A 20,592-nucleotide genomic window follows, 5' to 3' on the forward strand; every position below is an offset into this window, starting at 1 on the left:
AAGAGTTGATTAAATATAAATATCTTGATTATTAATTGTTGTGAATCCACCGGGGACGGTTCTCACCGGTGAGAACCGTCCCCGGTGGATAAAAAAAGGATACCTACAGGCGAACCCGTACGTATCCTTTGGTCATCAATATTTAATTTTAAAACGATATCATCTCTCAGTAACCGGTCCCGGAATGTAGGTAACATCAGTTACCTCTTCCTCTTCTTTCGGAAGTCCGATACTCTCTGACATCTTTTCAAATGTCTTGTAGTCCACAAGTCCGAAATAGAAATCGTTGTAATTGTCGCCTGGTCCGTAATAAACCCTTACATCATAGCAGCGGTCTGTAAATCTGTAAGCCGAACCGTCGCTTACATCCTCATCGAATACATCTTCCGGGAGCATGGTAAGCTGTTCACCCATACGTACTTTCTTCTTCAGCACTCTGTTTGATACACCTGCATCCTGTCCTGAGATAAATTCGTTGATATAGAATATCGCTTCAGCCTCATTGTACGAACCGGAAACAAAATGAAATTCTGCATTGTCACACACGATATAAGCCTGCTTGGTCATACGTGTAACAGGATCATTAACCTTGTACAATATATAGTCGCTGTCTACCACTATCTTTATGGGATCCACAGCACCTTCCTTTGATGAGGAAGCCAATGCCGTAAAACTCAAAGCAGCTGCCATAACAGAAACCGCTATTGTCCCACGGAGGATATTTTTTAATAGCATGGATTGATATAGCTCCTTCTAAGATTTCGTGTAAATACTTAAAAAGCACATAAACACGTTAAATTTTAATCAACCTACAAATCCATTATAAAGTAAAAGATGGAGCCCGACAATACCGAAGCTCCATCTGTAAACTAAATTTAAGACTAACGAAGTATTTCTTTCTAAATAAACCCACCATTAAAAAAGCCGAAAAGTCTTTGGATACGGTGAGTTTTCAGTATTTCGTTACTGCTCTCAATTTTCAAACGGGTGATACACACAGCTTTGAGAGACACAAAAGAATACGTAAGGATTCTTTAATTTAAGTAATCAGGAGAAAATCTTTACAAATTTCTTCTTTCCGCGCTGTACTACAACACCTTCCTTAAAGAAGTCCGCTGTGTAGCTTGCCTTTATATCGGAAACCCTTTCTCCTGCAACCGAAACACCGCCCTGCTGTATGTTCTGACGTGCTTCGGATCTTGATTTTGTAAGTCCGGAAACTGTGAGAATTCCGCAAATGTCTACAGCGCCGTCTCTGTAATCCTCAGCCTTAAGTGTGTACTTAGGCATATTCTCACTGTCACTTCCGCTTACAAATATAGCCTTTGCAGCTGAATCGGCCTTGTCAGCCTCTTCCTTTCCGTGAACAAGTTCTGTAAGTGAGTATGCAAGTCTCTCCTTAGCCTTATTAAGCTCTGCGCCTTCCCACTTCTCCATCTCCTGAATCTCCGGAAGAGGAACAAAGGTAAGGAGCTTAAGGCACTTGATTACGTCTGCATCGTCAACATTTCTCCAATACTGGTAGAAGTCATAAGGTGTAGTCTTCTCAGGATCAAGCCATACAGCGCCGCTTGCAGTCTTACCCATCTTCTTTCCTTCTTTGTTTGTAAGAAGTGTGATGGTAAGGGCATGGGCATCCTTAGCTTCTTTCTTACGGATGAGCTCTGTTCCGGCAAGCATGTTTGACCACTGATCATCGCCACCGAACTCCATGTTACAGCCGTAATCCTTGAAGAGTCTGTAGAAATCATATCCCTGCATAAGCATGTATGAGAACTCAAGGAAGGTAAGTCCCTGCTCCATACGGTTTACATAACATCTTGCACGAAGCATGTCATTTACTGAGAAGCAGGGACCGATCTCACGCATAAAATCAAGGAAGTTGAGGTTTCTCAGCCAGTCAGCATTGTTTACCAGCATGGCCTTGCCTTCTCCAAACTCGATAAAGCGGCTCATCTGCTTCTTGAAGCACTCACAGTTATGATCGATCTGCTCAATGGTCATCATGGAACGCATGTCTGAACGTCCGGAAGGATCACCAATCATGGCGGTTCCTCCGCCTACAAGAGCGATCGGCTTATTGCCGGCTTCCTGAAGACGCTTCATAAGTGTCAGTGCCATAAAGTGTCCGACATGCAGAGAATCAGCAGTCGGGTCAAAGCCTATATAAAATGTAGCCTTACCGTTATTAACGAGATTTTTGATCTCTTCTTCATTTGTCACCTGAGCAATCAGGCCTCTGGCTACCAATTCTTCGTATACTCCCATCGAATCATTCTCCTTTGCAAATAATGTGTGTTCACACTCATATCACCCTATTATACGCAGCATAATTCTAAATGCAAATAAAATCGATACAATACGGCCAGAGACGGCCTGGTCTTCTCAGTCCTCGAATTTTGTCATCTGAACATAATCGTAGACGTTTGAAATGAGGCGCTTGGTGTCATCCCAGCCGATGCAGGCGTCGGTGATAGACTTTCCGTAAATGTGGTCTTCAACCTTGCAGCTGCCTTCTTCAATGTAGGACTCTACCATGAGACCCTTTACAAAGCCTGCAAGCTCAGGTGAATACTTACGGGAATGCATTACTTCCTGGGCTATACGGAGCTGCTCCTTGTACTTCTTGGCTGAATTACAATGGTTGGTGTCCACAACTACTGCAGGATATACAAGTTCTTTTTTGGTATACAGGTTGTAGAGGAGCTTCAGATCTTCATAGTGGTAGTTCGGCATCATCTGACCGTGCTTTGACTGGGCACCTCTTAAAATGGCATGTGTATAAGGATTTCCGTCCGACTGTACTTCCCACTCGCGGAAGATGAAATCGTGAGCATGCTGTCCTGCATAGATGGAGTTAAGCATTACCCCGAAGTCTCCGGAAGTCGGGTTCTTCATACCTGTAGGTACGTCTATGCCTGAAGCCACAAGTCTGTGCTGCTGGTTCTCTACGGAACGCGCACCTACCGCAACATAGCTCATAATGTCGCTTAAGTAGCGAAGGTTATCAGGATAGAGCATCTCGTCAGCTGTTGACATACCTGTCTGCTGGAGGACTTCCATATGAAGCTTTCTGATGGCTGCGATGCCGCCCAAAACATTGGCATCCTTCTCAGGATCCGGCTGGTGGAGCATACCTTTATAGCCCTGTCCTGTCGTACGTGGCTTGTTTGTATATATACGAGGCACGATCATGATGCTGTCCTTAACCTGATCTGCAATCTCTTTCAGGCGATTGCAGTAATCAAGTACAGGATCCGGATGATCTGCAGAACACGGTCCTATGATAAGAAGAAACTTTCGTGAGTCTCCTCTGAATATTGCTTTAATTTCTTCATCTCTTTCCGCTTTTATCTTTGCAAGCTCTGCCGAAAGCGGAAGCTGCTCCCTGATCTCAGAGCTTGAGGGGAGCTTTGCTCTGAATTCAAATCCCATAGGTGTACTCCTTTCAATGCGAGGGTCTTCATATCTACCCTTCCCGTGGACTTTTAACCGAATTCATGCCGATGCTTACCGGTCATGACGATTTCCGGAATATTTTTCCGCACCCTACGGATATCGGAAATGCAGATAAAAGCCGCATTAGCTGAAGTATAGTGCTTATAAGGCATAAAATCAAGTAATAATAAGGTATGAAAACCATAACTTTTATTGAAATGGTACAGAAAAAGCAAGGGATGGGCGACGGCCCATCCCTTGCTTTTTCTTTACATATTGTAACCACCACTTAGGGGGTGATTTTATTTTTTAAACACCCAAATATACATGGAAGCCGCCGTCGACGGGGAGTACCATGCCGGTGACGAAATCTGAGCCCTTAGGGCTTACGAGGTAAAGGAGAGCTCCTACGAGATCTGAAGGATCGCCGTACTTCAGCATAGGTGTTGCGTCGATGATGTGCTGTGCACGAGGCTTTGGTGATCCGTCATCGTTGAAGTGGAGAGCATGATTTTGAGTTGTCTGGAAGAATCCCGGAGCAACTGCATTAACTCTGATGCCGCTCTTTGCAAAGTAGATTGCACACCACTCTGTGAAGCTTGCAACACCTGCCTTACCTGCAGAATATCCCGGAATTCTGGTGAGTGGATGATATGCTCCCATAGAGGAAATGTTGACGATGTTGGCATTGTCCTGACCAACCATAACCTCGCCGAAAACCTGTGTAGGAAGCATGGTTCCGTAAATGTTAAGATCAAGCTCCTTGTGTACATTTTCGAGGTCCATAGTGAACAGTGTGTCTGTTCCCTCTTCTTTCTCGTGATAATGGTCCTGAGGAACCTGAGCAGCCTTGATAGCACCGCCGGCACAGTTTACGAGGATATTAATGTGTCCCCACTTATCAAGCACTTCCTGTCTTGCAGCAAGAAGGCTATCCTTGTCAAGAACGTTGGCAGCTACAGCCATAGCCTCACCGCCGTCAGCCTCAATATCAGCAAGTACCTGAGCACCGTTCTCCTTCTTACGTCCAAGTACCGCAACCTTTGCACCACATTCAGCAAGTGCGCGTGCATACATACCACCGATAACACCGGTACCTCCGGTAACAACAGCAACTTCTCCCGAAAGATCAATCTTAAATGGCAATTCCATGATATTTACTCCTTTATTTGAAATATTGTCATACAATATTTATATTTTAGCAGATGTAAAAAATAATTGTAGTACTAATTTCAATGAATTATTCAGCAAATATTTATACAAAGTAACGATTCATATCGGAGATCATATCGTAGGAGCCGGAGGGCATCCATTTGAATGCCCTCCGGCTCCGGCCGGTTTATTCCAACGCACCCTTACTATACTCCGCCCAACTGAACTGATTCATATATTCACCGGTGTACTTCGAGCTTGCGGAATTTCTGTCCTTTTTCCACTCATAAAGATCGCACTCCATCTTATCGGGAACAACAGCGATGGTTCCCCTCTGGCGAACGATAACATCAGAAAATCCTGCTTCATTTAAAGTTGACATCATATCTGCACGGAGATTCTGGAGATATGAAGCCTTTCGCTCAGGATTGGCATCATCCTCCCAAAGAACACCCAGAATCTCACCGTTACTGGTCCTGGCTCCGCACCTGTCGATAAGATATGCAAAAAGCTCCTTTGTCTTATTGTACTGAAAATGAAGAACCTCATTGTTCTTGAACACCTCAAAATTCCCGAAGGTCTGAACTCTCAGAACATCCTTCTTCTTTCCGGCATCCTCAACAGGATATCTCAGATCTCCTATTTCTTTTTTTATCTTTTCAAGCGTTACCGGCTTCATGATATAACCGCTGGCATGGAGATCCATAGCATCACCCACATACTCACTGTAACCGGTTGTGAAGATTACATTTATCTTTGGAAAACGTTCTTTTAAATGATCGGCAAACTGAAGACCGTTTATATCTCTCATTTCAATGTCAAGAAAAGCTATATCTATGTGCTTCCCTTCCAGTTCCTCTACGGCCTTTAAAGCATTCCTGTAAGAATACACCTCCGCGTCAGGTAATGCCTTTTTAATCAGGTCCGTCAGTCCTTCCAATGCTATCTTCTCGTCATCAATAGCAAGCACCTGCATATCTGTACCCCTTAATTTAGAATTTTATCTACACCCCTTAAAGACGGTCATCAATCTTCAATAGTCAGAAATCCCGAAAATCCCGTAACATCAAATATCTCACGAACCGCTTCGGAAACTCCCTTAAGCACCATGGTGCCTGACAATTTATTGATCTGTTTCTGGGCTGAAAGAAGCGCTCTCAAACCTGCAGAACTGATATACTTTGTATTTGTCATATCTATATTAATCTCGGTATTACCGGCTTCGATAAAATCTCTCAGATCCTTATCAAGCTGCGGTGCAGTTTTTCCGTCTACTCTTTCCATCATTACATAATCTACTGCCATAACTATTCCGCTCCTTCTTAATGTTTATTGTTTGTTTAAAAATAAGTCTTTTAAATATGATACAAAATTTTATGATAATTTTCATCCTCTTTTGGTATCACAATGGTGACTGTTGTTCCTACTCCGGGTTCACTTACAATGTTAAGGGAACCTTTGCACTGAAGCTTCAGGCGTTCACGGACATTTTGTATACCTATATGAGATCTGCCATCATACTCTCTCTTTTCTTCCGTGTAGCCTCCCACACCGTCATCATCCACAACAATCTCAAATCTGTCATCATATTCCCGGCTGGAAATCGTAACAGTACCGCCATTGGGAGATTTTCCCACTCCGTATTTCACTGCATTCTCAACAATGGGTTGTACCGACAGTGCAGGGAGTTTAAAATCCTTTGCTTCAATGTCATAAACAATGTTCAGATCGTCATCAAATCTCATCTTTTCAAGAGCCAGATAGTTTTTGATGTGGTCGAGTTCCTTTTCAAAAGGAACCGGCTCCTTAGTCCTTAAGGAATCAAGATTACCACGCAGATAATCAGAAAATTTACCTATGGCTTCCTGAGCCATCTCCGGATCCTTGGCACAAAGATAATAAATAGCATTAAGGGAATTGTACAAAAAATGCGGCTGTATCTGGCTCATCATGATGGCGAGTCTTTCCTGGGTAAGAGCATTTTCCTTTTCTTTAAGTTCTATGCTCTGCTGAACATGAATAAAAGTGTATACCATCAACATACTGAGGGTTACGGACAGGTAAATAAAAACCGAACCAACGAATGGCATAAGAATCGTCATAGCTACAGCAAATAGCGGCAGCATCATGTAGCCGATTACAGCAATAAAATCAAGAAGCTCCAGATTTTTTCTGTAAATGATGGTCAACACGAAATCAAAGAAAATAACTCCGGCACCCAGAAGCTGGGAAAACATATATAAAGGTCCGTGTATATATGCCCCGTTTTCAATGTAGAAAACCTGTCCGTGTATAGGGGATGTCAGCCACATCACAAATCCCAGCACACAAAAGGGTACTCCAAAGTGCCCGATCCATGCCGGCACGATGCACTTTTCGGAAAGATAAAAATAGATGTAATAGTTAAAAACCGTAACTATAAGGTATAAAAGCGAAACTGAGCTTATGGTAAATATGACATACAGTGTCCTTACCTTATCATTGTATTCAAGCCACCATGTAAGTGCATCTATGATCAGCATTAAGCTATTGGCGGCAAGTATCAATATGAGACAATAATTTTTTGTGCTTTTTTTAAAGGTTGTCAGCATTCCCACAAGAAGCACCAATGCTATGCATGTCCCATAGGCTTCCGACCCGACTTTTGCAATCAACATAAGGCTGTACCTGTTCCCGTTAATCTGTTACTTTAGTATCATTTTGCGGCAGCACAATCGAGATATGATCTGCCGGTAATTCAGCTTTGTAAACCATACTTATATAATACATCATAAAAAAAGAAAAATCGCTTAAGCCAATGGATAATCTTTAAAAGATTCCATAATGACTTAAGCGATTTTTCCCTATACTCTTCTATCAGGCCGACCTTGGAAAACGATTTAACCCACATTCCCATCCAATAAGTGAAAACACAGACCAAATATTGTTATCTGAAGAGGTCTACCGATTTTGAAAGACCTTCCGATACCCCCTAAATAATGTACCGGATTGTCATATCACCATTTTTTCAGGATTTACAGAAGCTTCGGAAGCTGCCGGAATATAGACATTAACATAATCCTTCCCCGGCGGCATGTAGGTAACAACCATGTGCTCCTGTTCCTTTGATAAAAAACTGCCTGCCACTTCTCCTCTTGTTACATTCTCGATAAACTCGCAAACCATCTCGTAGTAGTTCATCTTATTTACCGGACTAAGCTTATAATGATCGATATAGTTCTCACCGTTTATAAAGATCCGTTCAAAAACATCTCTGACGGCACTTGGTGATGTAACAAGGTCTCTGCCATTGTCCCCAAAGCAGTTGGTAAATATGTACGAATACATCTCAATGAGATTTAAAGGCATCTTACCAACTTCTTCAACACACCAGAAGCCAAGCTTCAGCTTCTCTGTATTACTGAAGGGTTCAAATACATATCTCAGAAATTCATCATGCTCCTCAACAGTCTGATACCCCCTCGTGGATCTTCGGAGATAATCAACAAGCTTAAATCCTTCTGAGTTCTCCGGAAAAATCACTTCCGGCACCATGACGACTCTTATATCAGGTATATTCCGATTATTCGAAGAAATGCCGATCAGTTCTTCGGTCTCAGTTTTAACCGGATTTTCAACATCAAAATAAGAACTCATTTTCTTTTTTCACTCCTATAGCGGCATGATACAACATGAAATATCACAAAAGAGTCACACTTTTGATAAATTTTTAATCAATTATGACTGCAAAAAGGCGGTGCATTTCTGCACCGCCTTTGGACAAAACACCTTTATTTATTCTTTTTCTATACCGGTCTTGCTGCGGATCATAAAAAGTACCGCTGCAATGGCTATAGCTCCGACAATAAGCGAAATAACCGCGCTCTTGGTGATTCCGGCCACAATATATGCCAATGCTGATATAGCTGCTGCAGTGAGTGCATAAGGAAGCTGTGTGTATACGTGATTAATGTGAACACACTGGGCACCGGCACTTGACATGATGGTAGTATCCGAAATCGGTGAGCAGTGATCTCCGCAAACCGCACCTGCCATACATGCAGACATGGCAATGATCATCATTGTATGATCGATTCCCTCAAAGCAGGCAACTACGATAGGAATGAGAATACCAAAGGTTCCCCATGAGGTACCTGTTGCAAAACTGAGACCGATTGAAATAAGGAAAATGATGAAAGGCAGGAAGCTGAGATAGTTTGCAGCTGAATGCTCAACAACCGCTGCCACAAATTCCTTTGCTCCGAGACTGTCTGTCATAGCCTTAAGAGACCATGCAAAAGTAAGGATCAGTATAGGAGCGATCATTGCCTTAAATCCATCGGGAAGTGAACCCATACAATCATCGAAAGAAAGAACATTTCCGATAAGATAGAACGCAATTGTGATAACCAGTGCCGAAGAAGAACCGAGAACAAGACCTACCGAAGCATCAGATCCCGCAAAAGCATCAATGAAACCTGTGCCACTGAAAAATCCGCCGGAATAAATCATTCCGATAACACAGCATACTATGAGTGAAACGATAGGAACCAACATGTTAAGCACATGACCGTCTTCCCTCATATTCTCCTCGGGATTTGTTTCCACATCTCTGTCTGTTGTGGTGAAAAGATCATTCTTTTCAATGGCATTGATCTCATGCTTACGCATAGGACCATAATCAACCCTGAACATAACCAGCATTATCATCATAACGATAGTAAGAACCGCATAAAAATTGTAAGGGATGGTCTGAAGGAAAAGCTTCATTCCGTTCTCACCCTCAACAAATCCGGAAACAGCTGCTGCCCATGAAGAGATAGGTGCAATGATACAAACAGGTGCTGCCGTGGCATCGATAAGATATGCAAGCTTTGCACGGCTTACCTTATGTTTATCAGTTACAGGACGCATAACAGAGCCTACAGTCAGACAGTTGAAATAGTCATCAATAAAGATAAGGCATCCGAAAGCAATGGTAGCAAGCTGGGCACCCGCTCTTGTCTTAATCTGACTTGAAGCCCATTTTCCGAAAGCTGCGGAGCCTCCGCTCTTATTCATAAGCTGTACCATAGCTCCAAGTATAACCAGGAAGCAAAGGATTCCGACATTATAACTGTCAGAAAGAACAGAGATTATACCATCTGAAAAAATATGATTGATGGTTCCCTCAAAATTAAAACCGGAATAAAGTAACGCACCCGTCAGTATACCCATGAACAAAGAACTGTAAACTTCCTTAGTTACAAGAGCAAGTCCTATGGCAATGATAGGCGGCAAAAGCGACCAGGCAGTCATCTGAACCGTTTCTGCCGTAGTCATAAACCCGGCAATGATCAGGATGAAAACCACCAGACCAAGAGAGCCTATGGTGTAATAGCGCTTGATATTTTGTTTCATGTTACTCCCCTTCTTTTTTGATTTAACATTGCTTCAAATTGTCACACAAAGACGGTTCTTTACCGCTTTAACAGATTAATGTGGCAATCCAAAAACTTAATATCCTATATATTACACTCCAAATATATTTCATTCAATGGTATATATACACATAATTAATAAATATACAGTAACAGTTCAGCCGGGTTCATCCGAAGGTCCCGAAGCTTCGGTTTCTGTCGGCACAGTAGGTCCTGCACTTATGATTTCAGAAGCGGAAGGAGCATTCTCCTGCTCATTCAGAATCTCGATCATCTCACGGATCATATCCTCATCCTTCAGGGTGAACAGAAATTCTACTCGCCTTGAAGCCTCACTGTTTTCGGTACCATCCTCATTGTAAACAGGATCCGTATAGGACTTTCCGTCAGTAGATACAAGCTCTCTCATCTCACTCAGCTGTTTACCGGAAAGAATGGTCGAATTATCTCCAAGACAATATGCGGCCACGGAATATGCACGCTTAAGTGAAAGATCAAGATTAAAAAGATAATTACCCTTTGTATCCGTATGTCCCTCTATGGAAATAGACGAAACATAATCCCTATACTTATCATTCAGAAGAATGTTGGCATATCTCGGAAGAAACTCTGCAAGGAATTTCTCACCCGATTCCTTCAGTTCCGATTTGTTATATTCAAAGAGAATGCTTGAATCCATGGTGATGGCACCGGTCTTTTCATCAACCTTTATGTTTAAGTTGGAACCGGAAAACTCTTCTTTCAGTTCCTCGATAAGCTCAGACCTTACGCCTATGATCCTGTCAAGCTTTGCCTGCTGGGTATTCATGATTTCCTGAAGCTCCGCAAGAAGACGTGACTGCTCGTTCAGCGTCTCTTCCTGGGAGTTAAGCTTACTCTCCTGTGTAAGCAGAAGCTCCCTCTGAGCAGCAAGCTTTGCCTGCTGCTCTTCCAGCTCTTCCTTTTGGGTAGCCACTACTTTTTTCTGTTCATCCAGTTCCGATGCCTGAACCACCAGTTCCTTCTCTTTTCCTGCCAGCTGTTCTTCCTTAAGATCAAACTTCATCTGCGAATGAAGGGTCGTAAGGGCAATGATAAGAACGAAACACAAAAGCAGTCCCGCCATCATATCGGAATACGACAGCCAGTAGGTGGTTTCTCCGTCCTGTTTTACCGGACGATCATTCTTTTTTCTGACTTTAAACATTTTAGTTTCTCCTTACGCCATTGCCTCTCTTTGCTTCTTCAATGGCAAGAGTGAGACCATTCACAGAAGACACAGCCCGTTCAACCGCATCCTGCATATCTCTGTAACTGTTATTAATGAGCCTCGGAAGCTGATCATTGGCTTTCTTTATCTCAGCTGCCTGATTTACGAGATGTGACTCAACATTTATAAGATTGTTATCGATAACCTTGAAGGTGTTGTCGATATTCTTCGGCAGCTGGTTAACGGAAAGTCTTATGGCATCAAGCAGCTCCTTCTGGGCATTAAGCTCCTTCTGGAATACCTTAACGGACTCGTTGAGCATACTTCTGTAGCTTTCAAGGTCTCTAAGGTACTGTCTGTCATCAGCGATAAGCTTCTGGTTTGTGCCATTGGATACCCAAAGATCATTCATGCTGCGCTTGATCTCCTGCTGTGTCTCCACAACACTTGCAGTGAAGCCTGCCAGCTGCTCACCGAGAAGCTTGGCCTCTTCATTTATACGATGAGCAATCTCGCGGGTGCTGCCGGTTTCATCCATTACCTGCCTCATGAGATCTGCATTATTATTCTGAATGTTGTAACACTCGGATATGGTATCGGATAATTGCTTAAATGCATCGTTGAGGGATTTATTCATCTCGATGATAAAGGCATTAACAACCGACCTGAGGGCATCACTCTGATTCTGGGTTGCAATATTGGCAAAATCGGTAATGACTCTGTTCATGCGGTCGAACTGAGGATTCAGAACTCTTGTGAGTTCTTCAGTTATCTTATCTCCGAGGTTCTCAATGGAACCAAGCTGCTTTTCCTGAAGCTCGATCAGTCTGTTTACGCTGTCAAACTCAGTGTCCGGAAGTACATACTTTCTGTAAGCATTAACAAAATCACGGACAGAGGTTTCAGCCTCATCCAGCTTTCTCCTGAAAACATAATTAAAGGTAAGAGAAAATATCATTCCATATATAGATGTATGGAATGCAACCTTTATACCGTTCATAAGGGGAGCGATACTGTTTGTGATCTCAAGGGTGGATCCGGTATTAAACTCCTGAAGTCCCAGGGAAAGACCGATAAAGGTTCCGAGAATTCCGAGGCCCGTCATGGCACCGGCCACCTGATTCAGCTGGTCACGATGCATAACACTGTCGATGATACTATCATTTATAAAATCCTCTATATCACATTTATAGCTGTGCTCTCTCATCTCATTTATGCGATTGAGTTCAAAGTTATAATCCTGATACAGGTCCTTGAGATGTGCCTCTTCAAAAAGCATTTCCTGGTTTGCCTTATAGCTGTCAAAAAGAAAAGCATGACTGTTCAGTGCATCATTTTTAATCTTTCCGGTTACACGCTGAAGATCGTGAATGATACGGTTAATAGGTGTAAATGCCTTCTTATCACAGGCGATGAGAATAATGGCAACAATAAAAAACATGGCACTGTTAACCACTATACTTGACATATCCCTGCCCTGGGCAGAAAACAGGTTAAGGTATACACACAATCCCACCATGGCGATAAATACCACAGCCATAATCCATTCATACCATTTTTTTCTCTGCATGTTTCTTTCCCTCCGATCAGTTACATATTGTACAGGTGTCATAAATGCATCCACTTATGATACTCAGAACTTTGATACTTTCATATGCCTTTCCTATTCAGGCTATCTGAATAAAATTATAGCAATTCTTCTTAAAATTTACCTTAAATTAGGATTAAAAAAGATAATATATTTCGACGGTTTAAATGTCGCCCGGCTTTTACTGACAAAATTGTCATTTTATTTTTCCTTATTTATTGTATTAATATTATGAAAAAATGCAGACACTATGTATAATAAGACTTGATTTTGTTAATGAACCAGCGTAACGCGGAGGTAATTATGAAAAATAAAAAAATATCTCTGGTCACTTTATTCGTTGATTTTCTGAAGTTCGGACTGTTCACCTTCGGTGGCGGCTGGAGCATAGTGGCCCAGATGCAGAAGCTATACGTGGAGGAACGAAAGCTTATAACGAGTGAGGAGCTCCTTGATATGACCAGTGTGGGACGAAGCCTTCCAGGGACCATGATAGGAAACATCGCTATTCTTTTTGGTTACAGTCAGGCCGGAATACCCGGAGCAGTCATCTGCTTATTCGGAATGATATTTCCTCCTTTTCTGGTTCTTCTCATTGTAGCAAACTTCTATAATGCTTTCCGTACCAACTACTGGATCTCCGCAGCCATGAGCGGCATAAGATCTGCTGTTGTACCCATCATATTTATTGCAGCCCTGAAAATGGTAAACGGTGCCTTCAAATATCCACCCTGCTACTTTGTGATGGTATTATGTGTCATCCTTTATCTTTTTTTCAATGTCAGCTGTGTATATCTTGTGATACTTGGCGGCATCGCCGGAATGATCATCAGTGAGATTTATCAGAGAAAGGAGGCCGCAGATCATGAATGAGGCATTAACCTGTCTGCAGCTTTACTGGAGTTTTTTAAAAATCGGTTTCACCAGCTTCGGCGGATTATCCATGATCCCCCTCATCACCAGTGAGATGCTGGCGCATGGATGGCTTAACAGTTCCGAAATCTCGGATATAGTTGCCATTGCCGAAATGACTCCGGGGCCTCTCGGACTTAACTGTGCAACCTTCGCAGGTCTTAAAGGAGGCGGTTATCCGGGAGCCATATTCGCAAACCTTGGTGTCATAACCCCCTCACTGACTCTTTGTCTTGTAGGAGCAGTTTTCTTTGAAAAATTCAAAAATTCAAAGATAATGCATAAGATCCTTATAGGTGTCCGTCCCGCATGTATCGCCATGGTTATCGGTGTCCTTTTCACACTGTCCCAGACAAACTATATGTCGGAGGGAAGCATTTCCATGGTAGCCATAGTCATAAGCATCTTAGACATTATACTTTTGAAATTCGCAAATCTCGGAATACCCACTGTGATCATCATCAGTGCAGTGATAGGAATAGTGGTTTACGGTGTTCTGAAATTATGATCCTACTATAGAGCAAAGGGGGTTTCTGATATAGAAAGGATCCTTCCGGATCCTTATAAAGCACTTAAAGTGGCTCCCCGGATCAATGGTCCGGACAGTGCTCTTCTTCCTATATCAGAAACCCCTGTTTTATACTCCGGTGATCACTTCATCATGATATTCAATCTGAAGGATATCAGTTTTGAAGCAGTCTTTATCAGGCTTGCAGTCTCTTCTATCCTGCTGAGTTCGTAGTTTTCTATACACAGAAGTCCTATCTCTTCTTCTCCCCTTAAGATGGGAACTCCAGTCATATTTCTCACATTGATATACCGAAGCTTTTCATATATCTCAGGATACAGATCCCTTATCATTTCCACATCGAATCTTATGATGTTTCCATATTCGATCAGATTCTCACGACAATGCCTGTTAAAATCCTTATCGACATCACTGAATTTGTAATCATTGGGCTTTATACCCTTTGAGCAGTACTGGAATTCGGTTTTATACTCATCGCCTTCCTTCAGTATGATATAAACTCTGGAGGCATAGAAGAACTTCGCAAGCTCCTCAAGGGCTTTATCAATGACTGTCCTGTGGCCTTCGGTCCCGGAAAGAATGTTTGCAAGCTTAACAAGGGAAACATTTCTCTTGTTTTCCTTCTGCTTTTCCACCTCTTTATTGTAGCTTTCATTAATGTCTATCATCGTGAGGATAAAGGTTCCCTCCTCATGTCCCTGAACCATGCGATAGGCAACCCATGCCTTACCCAAAGCACTGTACTTCCTTCCGTTTATGATCTTCCCGTGGACTGCCGCCTGATAACCTTCGAATATCCATGTGGAGTCAGCATTGAAAAAAGTATCCCTGAATCGTTTGCCGATTATCTCTCTCTGGCTCTTGCCCACCTTCCCACAGAATTTATTATTGGCAAATATAAATTCAAAGTCTACAGGATGAAGGCTCTGATTATCGAGAATTATCTTTCCTACGATATAATCCACCGGGAAATCCGTATAGGGATCAGGGATATATATACCCTTGTGATCCTCGGTCTTCACGGCCCCGGTATCTCTTACTGACACATTTGCATTCTGTAATCTGGCTACATTAAGAGCCTTATTCTTCTTGATAAGTGCGTTATTATGAACCCTGAAGGCCATAAAGTATGATGCGTTTTCAAGCAATGTCTTTACGTATTCTTCATCCTCCTCCTTATAATTGTCAACACCGATGAAACCAAGAAGCTTTCCGTCAAAAAAGAACGGAACCTCTATTACATTCCTGATACCCTGGCTTATCATATAAATGGCTCTGGAAGGATTGATGTATTTATATCTCTCAAGGTCGGTTAAAACAATGCCGGTTCCGGGTTTTATCTCCTCGTTTTCAGAGGCATATTCCACCAGAGACATATTCTGCCATTTATCGATGACCGGTCTCACGTTCTGGGCACACCACTCAAAGGTATTGCTGATACCTTCATCCGTACACTCCATGATATACAGACGGTCAATTTCTATATTTTCTTTAATAATACTGATGGCGCCGTTCATGGCTCTTTCATAATCATCATCTCCGCTTAGCACCCTTGCTATGCGGAGGCTGATGTCTTCGAGCTTATGATTCCTGTTAACCTCATGCTTTTCCCTGCTCATCTCCGGCTCATCCTGTATGAGATCATGAGATATACTTTCGGAGACTGACTCAGCCTTATTCTTTTTATCTTCATCAGAATTCAATATCACAAGTGAGCAAATGCCTAGATGGGAAGACGGAGCCGCTATGAAATTAATCCAGCGCCTAAGGGCATGGCTGTATGCCCTGTCATATATATATTCTCCGAGGGATGCCCGGAAAGCCACATTTATCCAGTTCTCACTCCGGTTATCATCATATACACTTGTATAGGTATGCCCTACAAGTTCTGAGGCTCTCTTTCCCGTAGCCTCACAATATTTATTGTTTACATAGATATACTCAAAATCCAGAGCAGTTTTTTTATCCTCACTGAGCAAAGGCTTTAAAACCACATAGGAAATGGGCATACTGTCAAAGTATTCATTTTTATCTTGAGATGCCGTATTCCCGGCATTCTTCTTGCTCAGTCTCGTGATGAGATCTTTTCTACCCCCTTCTATGACCTCATGGGTGTTTGAACACTCAGAACCGTTGATAAGCCCGAATTTACCCTCCACTCTGATCTCTTTTCCATCGATCTCTCTCAAGGTGCCCACATATCTCTTCCAAAGCTCTGCTCTCCTGATGATCTCCTCCTTTGACGCATTTCTCCTGCATACGCCAAAGCAGCAGCCATATAAACGGGAAATCAAAGCCGCATGGCCAAAACATGAAGTTATGTATTTTGCAACAACCCTGATCAGTTTTTCGGCAACTTCCCTTCCGTAATCCTCCCTGATATTTTCAAATTCCGAAACCTCCAGTACAGCATAGGTAAAATCCTCTCCGTTAGTCTGCAGATTATCCATCAGCTGAGCCAGTGTCACCATCTGCCCAAAGCTGTTCATAAGGCCGGTAACATTATCCATCTGGCTCTGAATGGACCGATCGGATTCCATATCCTGATTGATATCAATAAAATAGCCCATGAGCCCCACGATCTCCCCATTGTTATAAACAGGGAATTTGCTTGCGGCTATATAATGAGTTACACCATTAATAACATTCTGCCCTACGGCATTACGGATGATCTCACCTTTCAGAAGCACTCTCTCTTCATCAGTCATGAAGGGTGTATCATCTATATGCCAGCCTACCTCTTCATCTGTCTTTCCAAGTACAGCATCCCTGGATTCAAATCCGTAGAACCTAAGGAAGGCATCTGAAACTCCGACAAACCTTCTGTTCTTATCCTTCCAGAAGCAGCATAGATCCGAGTTCCTCCTAAAGGCATCCATAAGAGCCTCACCTGAGATCTGCGAGGTTCTTGTGGTGATATCTGTAACCGAGCCATATACCTCAGCTTCATGTTCAATGGATGAAGGTCTCACACAGGCAATGGCTTTTCTCTCTTCCGCACCGTAAATAAGGACGATCATAAATTCCGTCCACACATAATTTCCATTCGGTTTTTTGACCCTGAAGATATCCCTGACGATGCTGTCCTTACGTTCAGGCTTTTCCTTATAGCGCACCGGAGCAGTAAACTCCTTCCACCTTTCTTTGTCATCAGGGTGTATATATTTCAAACGATAATCACTGTAATAGTCTTCAAGTCCTTTTATTACACTTCCCACCTTCTCATCATAAAGATTGGTGTAAATAACCGTTCTGGTGTCTTCCGAAAAATCAAGATAATAAACAGCGTCATAGTAAGAGATCACATTTCTCATTACATACTCATGCATCTGGAGCTGCCTGCTCTCTTCATATCTTCTGTCATCAAAGGATGCCAGGATCATGCAGCCCTGCCTGCTGTCAGCTATATCTTTAAAGCTTAATTCAACATATCTTCCCTCGGAGAAGAAAGACATCATTTCCTCCTGATGACTGATGATGCAATTTTCCGCGAGAGACACACACCTCTGATGGTACACAGTATCTTCCGTGTTTATCTCTCTTTCTATTTCCTGTGCGGAAAGCTCTTTATGCCTGCTGATGATCCTCCGGCACTTATCATTTATGAACAACAAGCTAAAGCTGGATCTGTCATAGAACAACAGTGCCAGGGCCTGATCCCGGGCAACATCAACAAGGCCTGTTTTTTCATAAACAGACCTGGCTTCCCTGGTCTCCATGATAAGCCCATGATCTGCCAGATATCTTCTGATATCCGAAATAGGCAGGGGCTTAGAATAATAATAACCCTGGATTTTTTCACAGCCTATGGATTTCAGGAATTCAAGCTGCTCTTCTGTTTCAACACCCTCCGCAAGAGTATGGATACCAAGCTCCTTTGCCATCTTAACCGCCATGGTCACGATAGTCCTTGACTTTTCGCTGAAATCCCTCATGAACTGCATATCGATCTTGATCTCGTCAAATTCGAAATCCTTAAGCACATTCAGCGAAGAGTATCCAGACCCGAAATCATCCATCCATATCTCTATCCCGGCTTCATGAAGCTTTTTGATCTCATTTTTCATGAGGCCGGTATCATTCATAAGTGTCGTTTCCGTTATCTCAACACAAATGAGATTTCTGCGGACATTATTTTCATCAAGAGTATCCTTGATGATCTTCACAGGATCGCAGTAATCAAAGTCAGAACGGGAGATATTGACAGATATGGGTATAACAGGATTTCCGGCCCTGATATTACGCGCCTGAAGATCGACCACGCGCTTTACCATGAATATATCAAGCTTATAGGACAATCCGTTTTCTTCCAGAAGGGGAACAAAATCCCCGGGGCTGATCATGCCATAGACAGGGTCTATCCATCTTGCCAATGCTTCCAGACCGCAGACTCTTCCTGTAAGCGTACGGACAACAGGCTGAAGATAAACATGTATCCAGCCTTCATCGAGAGCCTGATCCAGATGGCTGAGAATGTACTCAGCTTTTACATAATGCTGACCCATCCTTTCATCAAAGCTGCCATAGCTTGAGCCATACTGGACTTTTTGTGCTTCACAGGCCATCCTTGCATAATCGCAGGCCAGATGGATCGACATACCTTCCCGAATGGTACACATACCGATCTTAACAGGCAAAGTTTTCCCGCTGTTCATCTCACAAAGCTCCTGTATGAGCTTATCAAGCTTCTTTTCAAGTCCTTCATGGGGGGCTATGGCAAAGAAATGATCCTCTCCGAATCTTGAGCAATGATCACCAAAATATTTCCTCAGGAGATCTGCGAACATGCAAAGGAATTTGTCGCCTTCGTGTGTGCCGTATCTTGCATTGAAGCCCTTCATGCCGCTTAGATCCAGAGCCAGTATGACAGGACTCTCCATTGCCTCAAAAATTATCTTTACATATTTTTCCGCACCTATAAAAAATCCCCATCTTGTTGAAAGAGCCGTAAGAGGGTCAGTCATCAACTGGATCTCGGAAAAAAATGTATAGAAAAGAGGGCCTTCTTCATCATCCTTATAATATCTTCCGAAGTCCTCAACATATTTTATATTATCTTTTTTGGTTATGATCCTGTAGCGTACCTTTTCAAACTGATCGCTGCCGGTCTCAATCTGATATTCCTTGCTCTTCTTTACCTTGCTGCAATCATCCTTATGGACCATACCGGTAAATGTCCCGCCGGTAAGCTCCATGAATTCTTCTTCGGTATCGCACTCGAATATTTTTAATAGCGCAGAGTTAACATATAAAATTTCATCATTTTCACCGCTACGATAGATAAAAAATCCTCCAGGCATAGCAGATAAACCGTTTAATATGAAATTTTTTCCTTTATGCAGTCTGTGATCCATCATTAGCACACCAGTGACACGTAGCAATATTGCCGTGTCATTTCATCCCCATGAAGTATTTAAAACACCCTGAAAAAAGGTTATGATCAGAGATTTTCATACTATTAGTATCGACACTTTTATTCTTTTATAAAAGATTCCCGGATTTTTCTTTAATACTATAAAAAACCGGCGGTATCCTTTCAGATAAGAATTATATTCATTCTTTCCAAAATGATTCCGCCGGTTAAGCTTTAACCATTGTTTTTTAATTTTCCGCAGCTTTCCTGTTTTAAATCTCTACTCCGGCTGTTCCGTGCGAAGCAGAGTACACAGAAAGGGAGATTTATTGTGAAATGATTCCTTCGATAACATATCTGTCTGAACCAACTGTCACATTGTTTCCGATCATTTTGCCATAAAATGGATTGTTGAAGCCTTTTACAAGAAATTTCATCTTATCTCCTGTTTCACAATCCGTTACATAAACAAGATTATTGTTCTTTACCATTTCTTCTGTTGACTGTGCGCTCATTATTATAAACCTCTCTGAATTTTTAATCCTGCGGGAATAAAAATATATCGTCATGGTTTTTATCCGAACCTAATGTCCCGCCAATAAGCCTATATGTCTGCCTTCTGCAAACCGCTTGACATATTATAATCTATTTTCCGCATTTTAAAAGGGCTTCAGATCATTTTCATTAAATTTTAGTCAAATTTGGTTACTGTTCACAGGTGAACTTGTAGTAAAACAGCCGATCCGTTAAACTGAGTCTCAGTAATAACGGGTCGGCTGTTCTGCCAACTATGAGTCAAATCTTTGTGTCACTTCATCAAACACATTGGCTCCTTCATTTTGCCGTATCTTAACAAGCACGCTCCTGCCTTCACAATGATGCGTTATTGTATCAAAGCATCTGAAAGACATCACCTGCCCTTGTTTGCGCTTGTAGCCACGTAGAAAGCGCTCCGCTATGTTGTTTGTGCTCGGTACATTGACATTATGAAGAAACAGAAGATGTTCTTTGGAATGTTTTCTCATTCTCAAA

Annotated in this window: 15 protein-coding genes and 1 pseudogene; 2 read left to right on the top strand and 14 right to left on the bottom strand. The window is 42.3% G+C overall.

Going from position 1 to position 20,592, the window contains the following annotated elements:
* Window positions 1-159 precede the first annotated feature (159 nt).
* From G625_RS0110195 to G625_RS21295, 11 genes are all read right to left on the bottom strand, one after another.
* Window positions 160-735, bottom strand: coding sequence for a hypothetical protein (locus tag G625_RS0110195; protein ID WP_029201047.1), 576 nt, complete (start codon window positions 733-735; stop codon window positions 160-162).
* Window positions 736-1,047: 312 nt separating this feature from the next.
* Entirely contained in the window at window positions 1,048-2,268 is a 1,221-nt protein-coding gene (gene tyrS, locus G625_RS0110200) for a tyrosine--tRNA ligase (protein WP_029201048.1), read from the bottom strand.
* Window positions 2,269-2,385: 117 nt separating this feature from the next.
* Window positions 2,386-3,435 carry a 3-deoxy-7-phosphoheptulonate synthase gene (locus tag G625_RS0110205; RefSeq protein WP_029201049.1) on the bottom strand — a complete coding sequence of 350 codons (1,050 nt, stop codon included), beginning with the start codon at window positions 3,433-3,435 and terminating at the stop codon, window positions 2,386-2,388.
* A 312-nt stretch (window positions 3,436-3,747) separates the two neighbouring features.
* Window positions 3,748-4,590: an SDR family NAD(P)-dependent oxidoreductase gene (locus G625_RS0110210; RefSeq protein WP_029201050.1), complete on the bottom strand. Its 843-nt coding sequence runs from the start codon at window positions 4,588-4,590 to the stop codon at window positions 3,748-3,750.
* 187 nt (window positions 4,591-4,777) lie between these two features.
* The gene (locus G625_RS0110215; protein ID WP_029201051.1) at window positions 4,778-5,566 is read right to left on the bottom strand and encodes a response regulator; all 789 of its coding nucleotides are present in this window, start codon (window positions 5,564-5,566) and stop codon (window positions 4,778-4,780) included.
* Between the two features lie 50 nt (window positions 5,567-5,616).
* Window positions 5,617-5,895 (bottom strand): STAS domain-containing protein, encoded by a 279-nt coding sequence (locus G625_RS0110220; protein WP_044932274.1) that lies wholly within the window; start codon window positions 5,893-5,895, stop codon window positions 5,617-5,619.
* A gap of 50 nt (window positions 5,896-5,945) precedes the next feature.
* Window positions 5,946-7,247 (bottom strand): sensor histidine kinase, encoded by a 1,302-nt coding sequence (locus G625_RS21290; RefSeq protein WP_049895843.1) that lies wholly within the window; start codon window positions 7,245-7,247, stop codon window positions 5,946-5,948.
* 334 nt (window positions 7,248-7,581) lie between these two features.
* Window positions 7,582-8,226, bottom strand: a complete 645-nt coding sequence (locus G625_RS0110230; protein WP_029201053.1) for a hypothetical protein — start codon at window positions 8,224-8,226, stop codon at window positions 7,582-7,584.
* 138 nt (window positions 8,227-8,364) lie between these two features.
* Window positions 8,365-9,969: a Na+/H+ antiporter NhaC family protein gene (locus G625_RS0110235; RefSeq protein WP_029201054.1), complete on the bottom strand. Its 1,605-nt coding sequence runs from the start codon at window positions 9,967-9,969 to the stop codon at window positions 8,365-8,367.
* A 177-nt stretch (window positions 9,970-10,146) separates the two neighbouring features.
* Entirely contained in the window at window positions 10,147-11,175 is a 1,029-nt protein-coding gene (locus G625_RS19350) for an OmpA family protein (protein WP_049895844.1), read from the bottom strand.
* Window position 11,176: 1 nt separating this feature from the next.
* Window positions 11,177-12,748, bottom strand: a complete 1,572-nt coding sequence (locus G625_RS21295; RefSeq protein WP_049895845.1) for a MotA/TolQ/ExbB proton channel family protein — start codon at window positions 12,746-12,748, stop codon at window positions 11,177-11,179.
* A gap of 321 nt (window positions 12,749-13,069) precedes the next feature.
* Here G625_RS21295 and G625_RS0110250 point away from each other — a divergent pair, with 321 nt between their 5' ends.
* Both G625_RS0110250 and G625_RS0110255 read left to right on the top strand, forming a co-directional pair.
* Window positions 13,070-13,639 carry a chromate transporter gene (locus tag G625_RS0110250; RefSeq protein ID WP_044932276.1) on the top strand — a complete coding sequence of 190 codons (570 nt, stop codon included), beginning with the start codon at window positions 13,070-13,072 and terminating at the stop codon, window positions 13,637-13,639.
* Entirely contained in the window at window positions 13,632-14,186 is a 555-nt protein-coding gene (locus G625_RS0110255; protein ID WP_029201056.1) for a chromate transporter, read from the top strand. The genes G625_RS0110250 and G625_RS0110255 overlap by 8 nt, the downstream gene beginning before the upstream one ends.
* A gap of 143 nt (window positions 14,187-14,329) precedes the next feature.
* Here the strand turns inward: G625_RS0110255 and G625_RS21300 are convergent, their stop codons facing one another.
* The 3 genes and pseudogenes from G625_RS21300 to G625_RS22855 all read right to left on the bottom strand — a co-directional run.
* Window positions 14,330-19,564, bottom strand: a complete 5,235-nt coding sequence (locus tag G625_RS21300) for an EAL domain-containing protein (RefSeq protein WP_049895846.1) — start codon at window positions 19,562-19,564, stop codon at window positions 14,330-14,332.
* Between the two features lie 322 nt (window positions 19,565-19,886).
* Complete coding sequence (locus tag G625_RS0110265; protein ID WP_029201057.1) at window positions 19,887-20,075, bottom strand: hypothetical protein; 189 nt, start codon at window positions 20,073-20,075, stop codon at window positions 19,887-19,889.
* Between the two features lie 273 nt (window positions 20,076-20,348).
* Window positions 20,349-20,592, bottom strand: a pseudogene (locus G625_RS22855) (IS66 family transposase); the annotation flags it as partial.

The organism is Oribacterium sp. NK2B42, from assembly GCF_000424445.1.
GTDB lineage: Bacteria > Bacillota > Clostridia > Lachnospirales > Lachnospiraceae > Oribacterium.

Bases quoted from the DNA above. Each gene is read 5' to 3' on its own strand.
- G625_RS0110235 (WP_029201054.1), bottom strand. From the start codon at position 9,969: ATGAAACAAAATATCAAGCGCTATTACACCATAGGCTCTCTTGGTCTG.
- G625_RS21295 (WP_049895845.1), bottom strand. From the start codon at position 12,748: ATGCAGAGAAAAAAATGGTATGAATGGATTATGGCTGTGGTATTTATC.
- G625_RS0110230 (WP_029201053.1), bottom strand. From the start codon at position 8,226: ATGAGTTCTTATTTTGATGTTGAAAATCCGGTTAAAACTGAGACCGAA.
- tyrS (WP_029201048.1), bottom strand. From the start codon at position 2,268: ATGGGAGTATACGAAGAATTGGTAGCCAGAGGCCTGATTGCTCAGGTG.
- G625_RS21300 (WP_049895846.1), bottom strand. From the start codon at position 19,564: ATGATGGATCACAGACTGCATAAAGGAAAAAATTTCATATTAAACGGT.
- G625_RS0110215 (WP_029201051.1), bottom strand. From the start codon at position 5,566: ATGCAGGTGCTTGCTATTGATGACGAGAAGATAGCATTGGAAGGACTG.
- G625_RS0110210 (WP_029201050.1), bottom strand. From the start codon at position 4,590: ATGGAATTGCCATTTAAGATTGATCTTTCGGGAGAAGTTGCTGTTGTT.
- G625_RS0110250 (WP_044932276.1), top strand. From the start codon at position 13,070: ATGAAAAATAAAAAAATATCTCTGGTCACTTTATTCGTTGATTTTCTG.
- G625_RS0110255 (WP_029201056.1), top strand. From the start codon at position 13,632: ATGAATGAGGCATTAACCTGTCTGCAGCTTTACTGGAGTTTTTTAAAA.
- G625_RS0110220 (WP_044932274.1), bottom strand. From the start codon at position 5,895: ATGGCAGTAGATTATGTAATGATGGAAAGAGTAGACGGAAAAACTGCA.
- G625_RS0110205 (WP_029201049.1), bottom strand. From the start codon at position 3,435: ATGGGATTTGAATTCAGAGCAAAGCTCCCCTCAAGCTCTGAGATCAGG.
- G625_RS0110195 (WP_029201047.1), bottom strand. From the start codon at position 735: ATGCTATTAAAAAATATCCTCCGTGGGACAATAGCGGTTTCTGTTATG.
- G625_RS19350 (WP_049895844.1), bottom strand. From the start codon at position 11,175: ATGTTTAAAGTCAGAAAAAAGAATGATCGTCCGGTAAAACAGGACGGA.
- G625_RS0110265 (WP_029201057.1), bottom strand. From the start codon at position 20,075: ATGAGCGCACAGTCAACAGAAGAAATGGTAAAGAACAATAATCTTGTT.
- G625_RS21290 (WP_049895843.1), bottom strand. From the start codon at position 7,247: ATGTTGATTGCAAAAGTCGGGTCGGAAGCCTATGGGACATGCATAGCA.